Origin of the sequence: Coprococcus sp. RTP21281st1_F1_RTP21281_210402, from assembly GCF_040915325.1 — a bacterium.
GTDB classification, from domain to species: Bacteria; Bacillota; Clostridia; order Lachnospirales; family Lachnospiraceae; genus Coprococcus; species Coprococcus aceti.
On record NZ_JBCPDQ010000012.1, the window covers coordinates 6,382 to 22,362 of the forward strand.

13 protein-coding genes are annotated in these 15,981 nt (G+C 45.6%); all 13 read right to left on the minus strand.

The features are described 5' to 3' along the window. Positions 1-1,094, minus strand: a 1,094-nt coding sequence (locus AB5150_RS13930) for a diguanylate cyclase (RefSeq protein WP_368292078.1), incomplete at its 3' end; no start/stop codon positions are given. A 140-nt stretch (positions 1,095-1,234) separates the two neighbouring features. Beyond that, positions 1,235-2,122 (minus strand): DegV family protein, encoded by an 888-nt coding sequence (locus AB5150_RS13935; protein ID WP_368292079.1) that lies wholly within the window; start codon positions 2,120-2,122, stop codon positions 1,235-1,237. 238 nt (positions 2,123-2,360) lie between these two features. Further along, positions 2,361-3,404, minus strand: a complete 1,044-nt coding sequence (locus AB5150_RS13940) for an AAA family ATPase (protein ID WP_022215839.1) — start codon at positions 3,402-3,404, stop codon at positions 2,361-2,363. A gap of 16 nt (positions 3,405-3,420) precedes the next feature. Beyond that, the gene (gene pnuC / locus AB5150_RS13945) at positions 3,421-4,155 is read right to left on the minus strand and encodes a nicotinamide riboside transporter PnuC (RefSeq protein WP_015534054.1); all 735 of its coding nucleotides are present in this window, start codon (positions 4,153-4,155) and stop codon (positions 3,421-3,423) included. A 46-nt stretch (positions 4,156-4,201) separates the two neighbouring features. Then, complete coding sequence (locus tag AB5150_RS13950) at positions 4,202-5,125, minus strand: NUDIX domain-containing protein (protein ID WP_055145723.1); 924 nt, start codon at positions 5,123-5,125, stop codon at positions 4,202-4,204. Positions 5,126-5,158: 33 nt separating this feature from the next. Continuing rightward, the gene (locus tag AB5150_RS13955) at positions 5,159-5,674 is read right to left on the minus strand and encodes a cysteine hydrolase family protein (RefSeq protein ID WP_055272487.1); all 516 of its coding nucleotides are present in this window, start codon (positions 5,672-5,674) and stop codon (positions 5,159-5,161) included. A 223-nt stretch (positions 5,675-5,897) separates the two neighbouring features. After that, on the minus strand, positions 5,898-7,076 hold the full coding sequence (locus AB5150_RS13960) for a sugar transporter (RefSeq protein WP_055272485.1): 1,179 nt from the start codon (positions 7,074-7,076) through the stop codon (positions 5,898-5,900). A gap of 200 nt (positions 7,077-7,276) precedes the next feature. Beyond that, positions 7,277-8,242: a carbohydrate kinase gene (locus AB5150_RS13965; RefSeq protein ID WP_055223625.1), complete on the minus strand. Its 966-nt coding sequence runs from the start codon at positions 8,240-8,242 to the stop codon at positions 7,277-7,279. Between the two features lie 21 nt (positions 8,243-8,263). Further along, positions 8,264-9,742: a glycoside hydrolase family 32 protein gene (locus AB5150_RS13970; RefSeq protein ID WP_008402272.1), complete on the minus strand. Its 1,479-nt coding sequence runs from the start codon at positions 9,740-9,742 to the stop codon at positions 8,264-8,266. Between the two features lie 21 nt (positions 9,743-9,763). Continuing rightward, a complete protein-coding gene (locus tag AB5150_RS13975) occupies positions 9,764-10,783 on the minus strand; it encodes an ABC transporter permease (RefSeq protein ID WP_022215843.1) in 1,020 nt (339 codons plus the stop codon). Between the two features lies 1 nt (position 10,784). Beyond that, complete coding sequence (locus tag AB5150_RS13980) at positions 10,785-12,284, minus strand: sugar ABC transporter ATP-binding protein (protein ID WP_022215844.1); 1,500 nt, start codon at positions 12,282-12,284, stop codon at positions 10,785-10,787. A gap of 169 nt (positions 12,285-12,453) precedes the next feature. Continuing rightward, on the minus strand, positions 12,454-13,470 hold the full coding sequence (locus AB5150_RS13985; protein WP_368292080.1) for a sugar ABC transporter substrate-binding protein: 1,017 nt from the start codon (positions 13,468-13,470) through the stop codon (positions 12,454-12,456). 507 nt (positions 13,471-13,977) lie between these two features. After that, positions 13,978-15,975, minus strand: coding sequence for a LacI family DNA-binding transcriptional regulator (locus AB5150_RS13990; RefSeq protein WP_368292082.1), 1,998 nt, complete (start codon positions 15,973-15,975; stop codon positions 13,978-13,980). Between the last annotated feature and the right edge of the window lie 6 nt (positions 15,976-15,981).

The following is a 15,981-nucleotide window of genomic DNA, read 5'->3' on the forward strand; positions in this document are numbered from 1 at the left end:
CTCTCAAACTGCGGTATAAATCTCGCAGGTGTAACCACCTGTCCATCTCTCACCCAGCGGACAAGTGCCTCCGCACCATATATACTTTTATCCGCAATCCTCACCTTTGGCTGATAATATACTACAAATTCGCCCGCAGCAAGTGCCTGGGGAAAAGCAGCCAGAATCTCCTGATCATCCATAAGTTGCTTCTGAATCTCTTTTGTATATACCACTATAGAGCCCGCTCCGGTTTTTCTTGCTGCCTGATACGCAATGCTGGTTCTGGCCATAACTTCCCTCGGTTTATCAACGCCTTCCAGGCAGGCTATACCCGCTGTAACTCCCAGCTGTAATTCTCTTTTGACAGATCTGAACTCATGACTCATATGAACATCTTTAATCTTGCTTATAAAATCAGACGCATTCTCATTACGACAGATTACAACAAAATTATCTCCTCCAAGCCTTGCTATCTCCTCATCGCTGTCAAGATATGACTTCACCATATGCGCATAATTTCTAAGTATCACATCTCCCTGTGAATAATCAAAAACCTTATTCACATACTTGAAATTGTGGATATTAAAAAATATGCCTGTATAATCACCAATTCGTCCGTTTTTTATCAGATTCACCGCATAATACATCAGGGAATTCTGATTGGCAACACCCGTGTTGATATCTGTATTCATGATCTTTTCAAGCATGCACTGAGCCAATGTCCGGTTGTACTGAATAAATATCTCCCTAAATATAAACCTGTGTGTCTGTATCTCCTCTTCTGAATAACCCGGACCATATGGATAATCCTTGATAAACACAGTACCACCGGTTCTGATCTTCATCTCTATATCAACGGGGGTACCCAATTCAGCCCCTTCTTCCTCGTATAATACCGCGCTGCTTCTTTCTCCAAGCGGCATAAACCTGTTTTTCGGAATATCAACAGTAATCTCCGCCTTTCCCAGCCTGAGCCTGTCAGCAATAGCAGCAAGACCATTCCTTATACACTGGATTCTCTGTTGCTGTGTATCCGCGTCCCCGCTTATGCACTCGAAGAATTCTTTCATCTGACTGTCCATTTGTATGCTTTTATCAATTGTATTATCCATTCTCTCTCCTCCAGCCTTCGCCACATAGCCCGTATCGTCCGGTCTTAAATATCAAAATCGGCCCAAGCGCATCAAAAATTAATAAATATAAACTCTTCCTATATTATAGCAGTGGAAAAAAGAATGCACAATGTATTATCCTACCCCTGACGTCTTTTGCCCCAGAAAAACAAGGCAACTGTGCCAGGTCCTGTATGACTTCCTATGGTAGTTCCTATATAATCGATCTCCACCTTGCCGTCAAGTTTTGGAAATCTCTCCTCAACAAGCCTTGCCACAGCCTCGGCATCATCCATACATGCAGACTGCGATATATAGCACTTACCGGAATAATCAAGCCCATCCTGTGCATTCTCCTCCATGCGCTTTACTATCTCCTGAATAACCTTCTTTTTACCTCTTATCTTTGATCTCGGTATCAGCCTGCCCTCGTCATCCATGTTGAGAAGTGGACATATTCCAAGTATTGTGCCAACCGTTCCAGCAGTCTTGGATATTCTTCCGCCTCTGATATAAAACGTGAGATCCGTTGAGAAGAACCAGTGGTTCAGATCCAGCTTATGCTGTTCTATCCAGTCATGCAGCTCGTCTATGGACTTGCCTTCATCTCTCATTCCTGCCAGCGTGTCCATGATCAGCCCATAGCCCGAGGACGCCCCCAGGGAATCAACCACATAGAGTTTCCTGTCAGGGAATTCTTCCTCCAGATCCTCCCTGGCAATATTTGCAGAGTTTATAGACCCGCTTATTCCCGATGACAATGTCAAGTGAAGTATGTCATACCCCTGTTCAAGATAAGGTTTCCAGAAATCATAATATTCATCTGAATTCACCTGCGAGGTCTTCGTAGCCGCACCATCTGTCATCTTTCTGTAAAATTCCTCAAATGGCATGGTCTGTCCCAGGTCATCAGGATGCTCCACACCATCAAGCTCGTAGTGAAAGCATATATATTTTACGTCTATTTTGTCAAAATGCTCCTTTGAAAGATCTGCTGTTGAGCAGCAGCTCAAGATATACTTTGCCATGTTTGTCCACCTCTCCAATATATTTGTACGGTTCTGTCTTCACCTGTACGTTTTAATTTTGCATTTCATTTACTTTTTCAGCCTTTTCCTACTATATAATTGTTATATTATCTACTATTGTATCATCATTGGCTTTTTATTCATAGTCATAAATACGATAAAAAACAGACAAAAACATCCACAACACGTTGTTTTAAAAACCATGTCGTAGATGTTAATATATACGATCAATTGTCATTTAAAATACAGTGGTTATCGCAAGTCGTTCCTCAATCAGTTTTTTCGCAGTGTTGAATCGGTCAAGATAATCTCCCGATATCGTCTCACAGTGTACCCCATACTTGTCAAACCACGCCTTGAGCAAATCGCTGTAATGCCTTCTCTCCCGCATTATTTTCTCATTCCGGGTCCCATCCTGGACAAAATCCGTTCCATCAGGATCAAGGAACAACACAAGATCCCACTTATTTGTTGCATTTATCGCGCCCGCCATATCTGTAAGCCTGCGTTTTTGTTCATCATCATCCATGAGCAGATCACAATAAAATCCCGTAGTCAGTGCATCGGTATCCACAAACAACAGTCTGTTGCTATGCCTGGCTGCCCTGCGTACCTCGTCCTTCTGTCTGATGAAGTTCTCCACCAGATCATCTTCAACCATGAAATTCTCGCCACCCGCGTACTCACAGGTGTCACGTCCTATCTCCCGTACAAAATTTGTGTTATATGCCAGCGCAAGATTCTCAACCAGTGTGGATTTTCCTGTGGATTCACCGCCGACAACCAGAATCTTTCTGACGTAGTGATCCCTGCACACCTCTGGAATATACTCCCAATGCGCCGTCGCCCACTCACGGATCTCTGTCGAGGATACCGGAACCTCCGCCCTGTCAAAGTACACGACCTCACTCTCCGGACAGTACAGGCTCTCAAACCTGCCGGTTCCAAGATAATCCGAACCACAGAACACTGCATCTATAGGCTTTCCTATCGTGTCCTTGATATCCTGTGCTCCCTTTTCCCAATAATAATCCGTATTATATTCTTCTTTTGAGACCGCCTTATCCTCTATCATGATTATCTTCACATTTGGCAGATGTCTTGTACTGTTAAGTATCCAGCGATATCTCAGTTCCTTTGAGGCAGACTCTCTGCCCTCACACCAGCTTATCATCACATACAGTTCCTCACACATCGCCGCAGCACGTATGATGTCGTGGATGTGTCCTATGTGAAGCGGATCAAACGAACCCCCATACATTCCTACCTTATATCTATACATAACTTGTCAGCCTCCCTTACTCTGTTGCCGTGCCGTCTTCGAAAACGTGTACTTCGTCCAGGCGATTTCTTCTGACCTCACGTTCCCATCTGACGCACATAATAACGGCATTTCCAAGGTACACTATCCACATGAGCAGCGTTGCTATGTTGTCATTGCCACTCACAAAGTTTTGTGCCCACATATATATTGTAAACACATCTACCGCAATCCATATCCACCACTGCTCCGCGAACATTCTTACAGATACAACCATCGCCACAACCGATGAAACCGTTGTAAACGCATCCACAAATGGCATGGCATCCCCGAGTCTCTTTAACAGCAACCCATACAGAAATGTGCCAAGTGCCACCGCCAGCACCATGAATATCCTTCCCACCGCCTTCATGTGTTTCTTTCTGACCTCATGCGTCTCATCATTCATATGTCTTGACCACACATAGAATCCAACAAACTGCATAGGCACATAATATAGCGCATTGAGCATCGTCTCTCCGTACAGTGCAGCCTTATACGATATAACCGCGTAAAGCACAGTATTCACAAGACCGAATATGTACGCTGACAACTTTCCTTTTCCCGTGCACACTACACAGACCACGCCTGTGGTGGACGATATGATTCCCATAACCGTATCATCCCAATATATGGACAGCCCAACGATGACTGCACATGCGATAAGCAGCCAGGTGACCTCCAGCTTCTTCCAGCCCTCTATCTCATTTTTTATAAATTTCTTAAATGTCATCTATTCATTCCTCCCTTTTAAACATCAATCCACTACACTATAGTCTCTACTTCCTTGCATCATTCCTTCGTGTGAACAGTTTGGCAGGTCTGTATCTCTCACCGGACTGATATGCATCAGTCTCCTCAACATATTCCACAATCTTTCTTCTGAAGTTAGGTGTGGTAAGTTCCATGTCCCATATCTGTTCATATACATTCTGAAGCTCAGTGAGTGTAAATCTATCCGGCAGCAGGTCAAATGCCAGCTTCATATCTCTCCTGACATCCTCCCGCAGTCCTAGCACCGCCTCTGTTATGATTCTTGCGTGGTCAAATGCCAGTCCTTCACATTCCTCTATGTCGTAGCTGTCCGAGCTTCGTCCGCATGAGCTCATATCTGTTTTTCGCAGCACTGCCGTAAGTTTTATATCAGAGTCTGCATTCTTGAGAACCAGCCTGTATCTTTTCCCGTTTTGGACTTTATATGAAGCTTCAACTTCATTTTTCGCAATTTCTTCGCCTGTGCCTGACACCTCTGTCAGTTCAACCGTAAACCATCTTGCATCCTGTGCATCATCTCCTGCCTTAAGGCTACAGGCTCCGGCGTTCATAAGTGCCATATAAGTTGATGATATGACCCAGCCTCTCGGGTCTCTGCCCGGCTCGCCATACACTCCGACAAGCTTTACATATGCATCTCCTATACCGGTCTCTTCGCAAAGCTCTCTTCTGGCCGAATCTATGACATCCTCACCTTTTCTGCAGAACCCACCGGGCATAGCCCAGCTTCCTTTATATGGGAATCCACCTCTTCTTATCAGTAGTATCTTGAGCTTCTTCTCCTGAAGTCTTCTTACATCCTCGCACTCGTCATCCTTCATAACTGAAAATACAACCACATCCGCGGCAACAGATGGCCTGTCATATTTTGTCAGGTCATATCCGGCAAGGAATTCCTTCTCTTCGTCACTCATCTCATATGTCTTCATACGTATGCTTCATCCTCCTTTATATTTCCGCCGTTATCTGATTATGTCCACCTGACACATCGCCATGGTGGCGAGCGCAGCCTCATGGCTCTCCGGCGTCACTCCTGCACAGCACCTCGCATCAACCTTTACATTTATCTCAGGGTACAGAGCCTTGATGATCAGAGCATTCGACACGACACATATATCCGTACAGAGACCTACCATCTCAACATCCTGAAGATCGAAGTCTCCCCATCCTGTATATCCAAAGCTGGTCTTGTTGATGTATATAGCGCCCGGGACTTCAAGACCTGCTGCGATCTCCCAGCCCTCAGTCTCCTCTATACAGTGCGGAACCGGGAGATGCTTTCCCTCGTTCGTCTCCATGTAATCCTCATAATGCGTATCCCTTGTGAAGATGATCTCATCCCCGCGGTCAGCATACTCCTTTATCTTCTTTTTCACATTCTCCACGATGGCTGCAGCCTCCTTTGTTCCGAGAGCCCCATCAATGAAATCATTCTGCATGTCAACCACTATAAGCGTCTTTTTCCTGTTATCGTCCATAATTCTTCTCCTCCTGCATCTGCATGCGTTCCAACTTATTATCTTTTTGATAATATCTCCCGGTTATTTGTATGATATTATCATTTTGATAATATGTCAACCCATTATTTGAAACTTACTAAAAAACGGCAGTCCTGACATGCCATGTTCCAAGCCGAACCCGCATGCCAGCACTGCCGCGCTATTATATTTCAATTACATTTAATTATATGCAAATACTCTGTCAGTTCACACTCTGTCTCAATTTTCTTAGAAGTACAAATGCAAAGAACAGCACCGATATAACCGCGAACACCGCACCTACAAAACCGATATATGATATCGCGCCCTTGTCGCACACAATTCCGCCGATCCAGCTTCCACCTCCGATACCGAGGTTGAAAAGTCCTGAATATATGGCAGTCGCCACTGCGGAGCTCTTCTCATCAACACTTCTGATGACCTCCGACTGCGTGGTCACATTGAACGCCATGGCTGTTATTCCCCAGAATGCACATAGGAGTACCATGGTCGCCAACGTCTTTGACGCCGGAAGCAGAAGCAGCAGCCACACAAGAAGAGTTGCCATGACTGTACCGATGAATGCAAATCTGTGCTTGTCATAAAGCTTTGAGAACAGATAGCTTCCGAGAAGTCCCATCGCTCCAAATATCAGGAGCACTACAGTGATGACATTGTTCTGGAGCTTTGCAACCTGCTGCATGAACGGCTCTATATAACTGTACACCGTGTAGTATCCAAGCACGAACAGTATCGTCTGAATATACAGGCAGATGAGCACCGGATTCTTCAGAAGAGCAGGGAGATCCTTCACATGGAACTGCTCTCCGCTTGCGATCTTAGGGAATACAAATGCCATGTACACCAGAACCGCAAATGCTATGATTCCAACGATGAGGAATGTAACTCTCCATCCCATATACTGTCCAACAAGTCTTCCAAGCGGAAGTCCGGCTATAGTAGCTATGGATGTTCCAGTCACGACCATGCTCAGTGCAAATGATCTGTGTTCTTCATTTACAAGTCTTATGGCAACCGGTGAAGCTATCGACCAGAATATCGCATGGGTACACGCAACGCCTATACGCGATGCCATGAGCACTCCGTATGTCGGCGCGATCACGGACATGATCTGGCATATTCCAAACAGTGCGATCGTTCCCATGAACAGCTTCCTGAAATCTATCTTCGACACAAGAAGTATGAGCGGCAGGGACAACAGCATGACTATCCACGAATACACTGTGATAAGCATTCCCGCCTTCGACTCCGATATGCTGAACGACTTTGCAATGTCTGTCAGCAAGCCAATTGGCATAAATTCCGATGTGTTGAATATGAACGCCGAGACGGTCATTCCCACAAGCGGAAGCATTTCTTTTCTCGTCAATCTACTCTTCATATTTATTCCTCTTCCTAATAATATGTGGTATATATGATTTTTTTTGTTCACCAGCCACATATTATAGGAAATGGAATTATGAGTCAATGCACTTTTGAATGGTTATACTGTCCAAATGTTAGATTGTACAAAAAAGAAGGCCGGAAACTCTCCGGCCTTCAGGGTTAAGGGAAAATTTTATGTGAAAAATTGTAGTACACTTACTTTACTGCGAGTCTCTCAAATGTCTCGCTCTCTTCAGGAATCGATCTGAGTCCTCCGCGCTTCTCGACACACAGGCTCGCAACCGCATTTCCGTATCTTGCACACTCTGCAAGCTCATCTATACTGAACTCCTCCAGTCTCTTATCCGCTCTGACAAGCTGTGATACAAATGCTCCCCAGAATGAATCTCCAGCCCCCGTCGTATCTACCACATGGCTGACGAATCCGGGAACCTTCCGGCTTCCATCCCTGCTGCATATCAGCACACCCTCACTTCCCAGGGTGACCGCAACAAGTCTTACGCCGCTTCCCAGAAGATACTCTGCTGCCTCTTCCGGATCGGAAAATGGTGTGAGTAGCGCTGTTTCCTCGTCCGAAAGCTTCATTATATCTACAAATGGAAGAATACTCTTCATCCTCTCCATCGCATTTTCTCTGCTGTCCCACAGCGGTGCTCTGTAGTTCGGATCATACGATATCACCGCGCCGTATTTCTTTGCCTCCTTCACCGCCTGAAACGTGGTGGTTCTGGCCGGTTCATCCGTAAGAGACAGCGAACCTATATGGAACACCTTTGTGTCTCTTAACAGGTCGGCATCCACTTCCTTGTAACAGAGCATTGTGTCCGCTCCCGGCTTTCTGGCAAATGAGAATTCACGCTCTCCGTTCTCATCCAGAGTGACAAATGCCAAAGTGGTAAATACCGTATTGTCAACCACTATACCTCTGGTATCTATCCCTGCCTGCTTTGCCGTCTCAACAAGGAAATTGCCGTGCATGTCATCTCCAACCTTACCAATGAAGGCAGTTTTAAGCCCGGCTTTACCGACTGCCGTGAGCATGTTTACTGGAGCCCCTCCGGGATTCTGCTCGAAGAGCTTCATCCCGGAATCAGTGCTTCCGGCAGGTGTAAAGTCTATCAGGAACTCACCAAGAGCCACAACATCATATTTCTTTTCCATGTTGGATCCTCCTTGTGAATTTTACTTTCCTGTGATCTCTATGTCATAGAATTCTACTCTTGCATCCTGTGCCAGAAGTCCCGTCTCAAACTCAGGCTTCGCATATATTCTGTATGTAAACGCCACCTGTTCTCCGACAAATACCTCCACCATATCATGGTCAACGATGATCTTCACATCTATCTCGCTGCCCTCTGTTATGTCAAATGTCTTCTCGCACACTCTGACTCCATCAGGGCCCGGCTCCGTTGCAGGAGGCACAGCCTGACAGGACTGAACCCAGAACGGGTCAACTCCCATAGGAAGATTTACCAGTGACACTCTCTGCATGGCCACATCGAACTCAAGGAGAAGGCATCCGCTTGCTTCCTTGTCTGACTTGAGCAGTATACCGAAATGGTCATACACCTCTCTAGGCATGATCTTGCACTTCAGCATGTAGCTCTCCTCGTTGTGTCCAAGGAATCCGTATGTACATGTGCTTACTGAATCCATCTCAACCAGTCTGTCTCCGTGAAGCTCTGCATTTCCAAGTACAGGGATGTAATCCCATGCCACAGGCTTCTCAAATACATGCTCATATTCCTTTGGAAGCTTTACGTCAAGTCCTCCATCCGCTGTGGCAACTACCTCATGCGGCACGCAGAAGGTTCCGCCCCAGTACCATTCACCTCTGTCGCTTCTGTCTGCTCTGTCGTGAGCCCAACCGAAGTAGAAGCGTCTGCCGTCATCATCCTGCATGGACTTGGCTGCGTAGAATCTTCTTCCGCCTATGCCATCCTTCTTTGGCTTTCTCCATGGGCCAAATGGTGACTTTGCAACTCTGTATATTGTATTTACATATTCTGAGAATCTTGAGTATGAGAGATACCAATTGTCTCCCATCTTGTACATCTCAGGGCACTCAGGACAGTTGGTGTGTCCCGGTGAATATATCGGTCCGTAATATTCCCAGTTGACCAGATCCTTTGATCTGTAGAGAACTATACATCCTCTTCTGGTTATCGGCATATCCAACCTTCTCGCTGATATGAGGATCCAGTAACATTTGTCCTCCTCATTGTAGAATACATATGGATCTCTCCAGTCAAGCTTCTCGTAAAGCTCTATCATAGGTGTGATGACCGGATTGGCTGCATCCTTCACCCACGTGATTCCATCGTCGCTTGTAGCGTGGCATATGGTCTGCTGATACTCTGCGGTGAGGCAGTAGCCTGTATAGAATGCATGGTATTTGCCCTCGCCGTATATGACTGATCCAGTCCATACTCCTGATGCATCCGGCTCGTCGCCCTCGCCCGGATAGAGCGCTGTAGGAAGCTCCTCCCAGTGCACCAGATCATCTGATACACTGTGGCTCCATGTTGTTCTGAGTCTTGCCGGGTACACTGTTGTTCCCGGAGGGGAAGTCAGTGAGAATATATGATATTTGCCCTCGTGGTAGAAAGGTATTGCATCTCCCGTGGAATCCGCGAAGGACATCTTTCTAAAAATCTCCATATTATCAATCCTCTCTTTCTACTAGTTTGCTGCCAGTTTCTTCTTCTTGAGAAGCTCAAGCTTGCCCTTCTGTCCATCAAGGAGTACCGCACATGCGATGATAAGACCCTTGATGATGAGCTGCCAGTATGATGACACTCCGATAAGGTTAAGACCATTTGAGATGATTCCGATGACCATGGCACCAAATACGGTTCCACTGATCCTTCCTTTACCTCCTGTCATGGATGTTCCGCCAAGTACGCAGGCTGCGATGGCATCAAGTTCGTATCCGCTTCCTACTGAAGGCTGGCCTGAGTACATTCTTGAACAAAGTACAAGTCCTGCAAATGCTGAGAGAAGTCCAGATATTGTAAATACTACGATCTCTATCTTCTTGATAGGTACACCTGAGAGTCTTGCAGCCTCACGGTTACCACCTATCGCATATACATATGTTCCAAACTTTGTCTTGCTGAGGATGAAGCTGAACAGTATGATGAGCACTACCATGTACACTACAGGGAGTGGGATCACATTGAACAGGTATCCTGTTCCGATCTCGATGAAGATCTTGTTGGTGATACGTGTTGACTGTCCACCTGTGTAGACATAAGCTATACCACTTGCTATGTTCATCATGGCCATTGTGATGATGAATGCAGGCACCTTGAAGTTAGCAACTATAAAACCACTTATAAAGCCCGCTGCTGTACCAACCAGAAGTCCTGCTACTATGGCAACGCCGAGAGGGAGTCCCTGGTTAACTATGAATCCTACGGTCAGGGTTCCCGACATGGCTACTATCGATCCAACTGACAAGTCGATGTGTCCAAGTATAATTATCAGTGTCATTCCAAGTGCTATGTATGTGTTGATCGATATCTGTCTAAGCACTGATATGATGTTGTTGGTCGTGAGGAACTTGTCCGTGGCAAGTGCTACCGCCACACACATGATTATCAGAACCACTATGATTCCTATGTTGCCCTTGACTATGGATGTCAGGGGATTGTTCTTTAATATAGAAGTTGCTTTTGAATTCTTCTTTGTCTCGCCCATATTATTCGATACCTCCTGCAGCGTATTTCATTATCTCTTCCTGTGAGAGCTCGTCCTTTGACAGCTTCTTCACGAGTCTTCCGGCTCTGACCACACATACGTTGTCGCACATGTTGATGATCTCAGGAAGCTCACTGGATACCATGATTATCGCTATGCCTTCCTTTGCCAGTTCATTGATTACTGTGTATATCTCAAATTTTGCATTTACATCCACGCCTCTGGTCGGCTCATCCAGAATAAGTACATCCGGCTTGGTTGCAAGCCATTTGCCCAGAACCACCTTCTGCTGGTTTCCGCCTGACAGGCTGCCCGCCTCAATCTCAGGCGATGCCGCCTTTATCCTCAGTCTCTGTGAATAATGGTCAATTACCTCGCCTCGTTTTCTCTCACTTATAGCGATTCCATTCATATAGAATCTGAGGGATGAAAGTGTGAGGTTAAATGCCACGCTGTTGCCAAGTACAAGGCCCTGTTTCTTTCTGTCCTCCGGAACCAGTGCTATGCCTGCCTTGATAGCCTGCATTGGATTCTTGAAGTGAACCGGCTTTCCTCCGAGTATCACCTCTCCCGATGTGAGCCGTGTTGCGCCAAATATCGCCTCCATGATCTCACTTCGTCCGGCACCTACCAGACCTGAGAATCCCAGGATCTCGCCCTTATGTACTGAAAAACTTATATCTTCAAAGACACCTGTCTGAGAAAGATTCCTTACCTCCAGAGCAGTCTCCGCTTTGTCCATGTCACAGTAATCTCTGGCATAGAAGCTCTCCAGATCTCTTCCTACCATCATCGCAACCAGCTCATTCGGGCTTGTCTCTGATGTCTTTTTTGTTCCTACGTATGCACCATCCCTGATGACGGTAACTCTGTCAGATATTCTGAAGAGCTCCTCCATTCTGTGGGAGATGTAGATTATACTTACCTTTTTCTTTCTGAGATTTTCAATGATCTCAAATAACTGCTCAACCTCCTCATTTGAAAGTGATGAGGTTGGCTCATCCATAACTATTATCTTGCCGTTGAATGAGACCGCTTTAACGATCTCCACCATCTGCTGCTGTGCGATGGTCAAATTTTCTACTATCGTGTCTGCCTTTATATTCACACCGAGGGATGATATCATCTCCTCTGCTCTTCTGTTCATCTCTGCAAAGTCCAATGTTCCAAGCTTTGTCCTTATCTCTCTGCCGAGAAACAGGTTCTGTGCCACCGAAAGATATGGAACAAGTACGATTTCCTGATGTATTATTCCTATACCATTCTCTCTGGCAGCCGGAACTCCGTTGATCTTGACCTCCTTGCCATTTACCTTGATGATTCCGCTGTCGGGCTGGTAAATTCCGCCGAGGACCTTGATCAGTGTGGACTTTCCTGCACCATTCTCACCGAGCAGTGCGTGTACCTCTCCCAGCTCAAGGGAAAAGTCGATGCCGCTTAAAGCATATATTCCAGAGAAGCTTTTCTTTATCCCTATCATTTCCAGAACTGTCTGTCCCATATTAAACCTCCAAGTTTCTAAAATAGATCTTTTGTTATCCTGCTTTTTCGGGATCACGGCCGGAGATCTCAGATCCCCGGTCTATCCCGTGTTATATGCATCTACATTGTGTCATATCTGCCAAGTCCGGGTTCAGCTCCTCACTATTATTTTCGGAGCCGGTCCGGCTTTACTGCCAGTCGTTAACTGTCTTCTCTGCCTCATCCTTGAGTACAAGGTGTGAATCAAGATATACCTTCTTCTCGTCAATGGTCGTATCTCCGCCTACATACTTCTGTGCTGCGTTGAATGCATACTCTGCAATCTGTACAGGAACCTGACATGCAACTGCTGTGAACTCACCGTCAATGAGTGCCTGCTTGCCATCTGGTGAAGCATCGATACTGTACACGCCGATCTTGCCAGTCTTATTTGCTGCCTTAACTGCTGCTGCAGCACCGAGTGCTGATGGATCATTGATGCAGAAGAATGCCTGAAGATCTGTGTTTGCTGTGATGATATCCTCTGCAAGACTCATTGATGCATCAAGTGCAGCCTCGCCATCCTGCTGTGCCACAATATTGAACTTGTCCTTGTTGTCACCGAGACCATCGAGGAAACCATTTACACGTTCTACACAGCTCTCATTTGATGGGAAGTCAAGGATCGCAATGTCTGCTCCATCCGGATAATCCTTAACCATCTGCTCACCTACAAGCTGTCCTGCCATGTATGCATTTGTTCCAACGAACTGTGTTACAAAGTTCTCTATGTCATCCTCGATAACTGCTGTATCTACATTGAAGATTGGGATTCCTGCATCTTTGATCTCTGCAAGACCAGATGTGATACCTGCTGAATCAACTGGGATGATGAACACTGCGTCGTATCCACTGTTTGCCACGTCTGATAACTGGCTGAGCTGTGTGTTCAGATCGTAGTCAGGATCAAGACATGTATATGATATTCCGTTCGCATCACAGAGTTCCTTGAGCTTTGCATCTATTGAACTCTGGAATGTGTTGTTAAGTGTGTTTGTACAGAATGCAAATGACAGGTCGGATGACTTCGTGCTCTCCTGCTTTGTACCTGATTCAGATGAACCGCCGTCCGATGCGCCTCCTGCTCCTGATCCACAACCTGCCAGTAAACTGAGTGACATGCACAGGCATGCTCCAACTGCTAATAACTTCTTAATCTTTCTCATAATTTTTACCTCCAATATCATGTATTTCGTTTTTGCTAACTCGTTGTCGAAAAACTGTTTACAACCGGTTTAATTTACGTAAATTTTAAACTGTTTTTCGTCCTTTGCATGTTTTGATGATATAACCTTTGTCGGTTATTGTCAATATCAAGTGTTTTATTTATTGCTTATTCGTCATTATGTACAAATAACACTCGATTGCATTATAGGGTTCGCAGGTCTTTTATTATTTTTTACGTAAATATTTTACGATATGTCATACTTATGGGATTTGTAGTGTATGATTGACACCCGTTACTTGTCACCTTGTATCTTGTAATCTTGTCCTTTGTCTCCGGTACCACTTCCCCGGGAATTTTCTCTTTTGGGTGTGGTTACAGCAACTTGGACACAAAATTGTATCCTTGGGAACTTCTCAGGCGAAAAAGATACAATCTTCCAAGGTCTTGTGTGTAAACGCAAAAAATCCGCCAGAAAGATACAATTTTCTCTCTGACGGATGTCATATCACCCAAGTCTGTCCGGCATGGACTCATGGAAGATTTCCTTCCATGCAAGCCTGAGCTGTTTTGGCTCGACCTGATACGGCTGAACTCCCACATACTTTGGAAGCTGTTCTTCACTTACCAGGGACTTGGCAACAACTGCCGCAGCCGCTCTTCCCTGCTCGTATGGTCTCTGCGTGCTGAGTCCCTTGACTATTCCTTCTTCCATGCACCGGGCTATACCATGGTCAAGATCAGTTGTGAACACCGCCACATCCTCCCTGCCAAGCTCCTTGAGCGCCTTTATAGCCAGAAGCGCTGGGCGATCCCAGCTCACATACATTGCCTCAATTTCAGGATTGGCAGTTATCACATCCTTGGCTACCTGATATGCATTGGATATTTCTCCAAAGCTCCTGATCGTCACTATGTCAATATCCGGGTAACTGTCCTTGATTATTCTCTCAGCAGCATTATCCCTGACTCTTGTTCCATAGAATGCCGCGCCATGAATAATAAAACCTGCCTTTTTTTTCTTATTTTCCTTACAATATTCTCCCAACATTCTTCCCGTGTTCGTTCCATTCTCCGACTCATTTACTGATACACAGGACACATAGCTGTTCTTGGACATACCATCTGGAACATTGCTTATGAACACCAGCTTTGACACTTTTGAAAGCTCCTGAAACTTTTCTCTGGTACGGCTGTCATCCGCTGGAATAGCTATAACTGCATCCGGTTTCTGAAGTCTTATGCCATCAAGCTGTGCATTCTGCAGTTCCGAGTCAAAGTGCGCATCCATAACCGACACCACATCTATTCCAAACTGCTCAAGTTCCTCCCGAATTCCCTTCTCATGCAATTCTGCCCAAGACGTTCCGGTATAGTGGAAAGAGATCGCAACCCTGTAATGTCCTGCCTTTAGTCTGTGTTTCTCTTCTTTTGTCAGTACAACCGAATCCGGCGCTGCCGCTTTATCTCCAAATGGTCCATTGTCAAGCATCTTTGTGGATTTTCTGACTACAAGCTCTACATCTGCATAACAGTCATGCGATATGGCAACTCCCGTATTGATCTTCTCAAACAACATCCCAACAGCCTTGGCACTTAGTCCCTTCACATCTCTTCTCAGTATTGTAAGAGGTGGATAAGTAAGTTCAGACCAGCTCTCATCACCAAATCCAACCACAGATATCTCTCCCGGACAGTCGATTCCCATATCTCTCAGTGTCTTCATAAGATAAAGAGTTATTCTGTTGCCCCCCGCAAGTACAGCGGTCGGCCTGTATCTGCGCAGGGCTTTCTGAATAGCCAGCATGCAGTCATCCTCTCCTTTTTCCAACGTCACATCAACAATGTTTGCATCATTTGTATTTATATTGTATTTCTCCAGAGCATTCAGGAAACCTTTTGTTCTCTCATCCCTGGTGGTACTGTCCGTACTCTCTCTGAAAAACAAAACATTTTTGTGTCCACTCGCAAGCAGATAATCTGCGCCCTTAAATATAGCCTCTCGGTCGCGAAACTCAACCGAGTCTATCCCTGATCCAAGTATATTTCTCTCCACGCAGACAAATGGAACACCCGACTGTATGAGTTTTGTGTAGTTAGATGCCACATCACTCACCGGCGCATGTATGATCCCTGCAACCTTCTTATTCACCAGAAGTCCGGCAAGCACCTGCGCCTCCTCCTTGAGATCATTGTCTGTTATCGCCACAAGGAACTGATATCCCTGCACACTGACAAGCTGCTTCACATAAGCTACCATATCTCTGTATATAGTACTTTCAATGTTTGGAATGACTGCAACTATCGTGGACTCCCGTCCAACCAGCAGTTTTCTCTCCTTATCAGCTATCTTATTCTGGTATCCTGTCTCTACAATGATCTTCTCTATCTTATCCACAAGCTCAGGTCTGACGTACCTAGTCCTGTTGATGACGTGGGAAACTGTAGCTATGGACACCCCTGCCATATCCGCTATTTCTTTTATTGTAACCTTGCTTTTACTCATACAGCA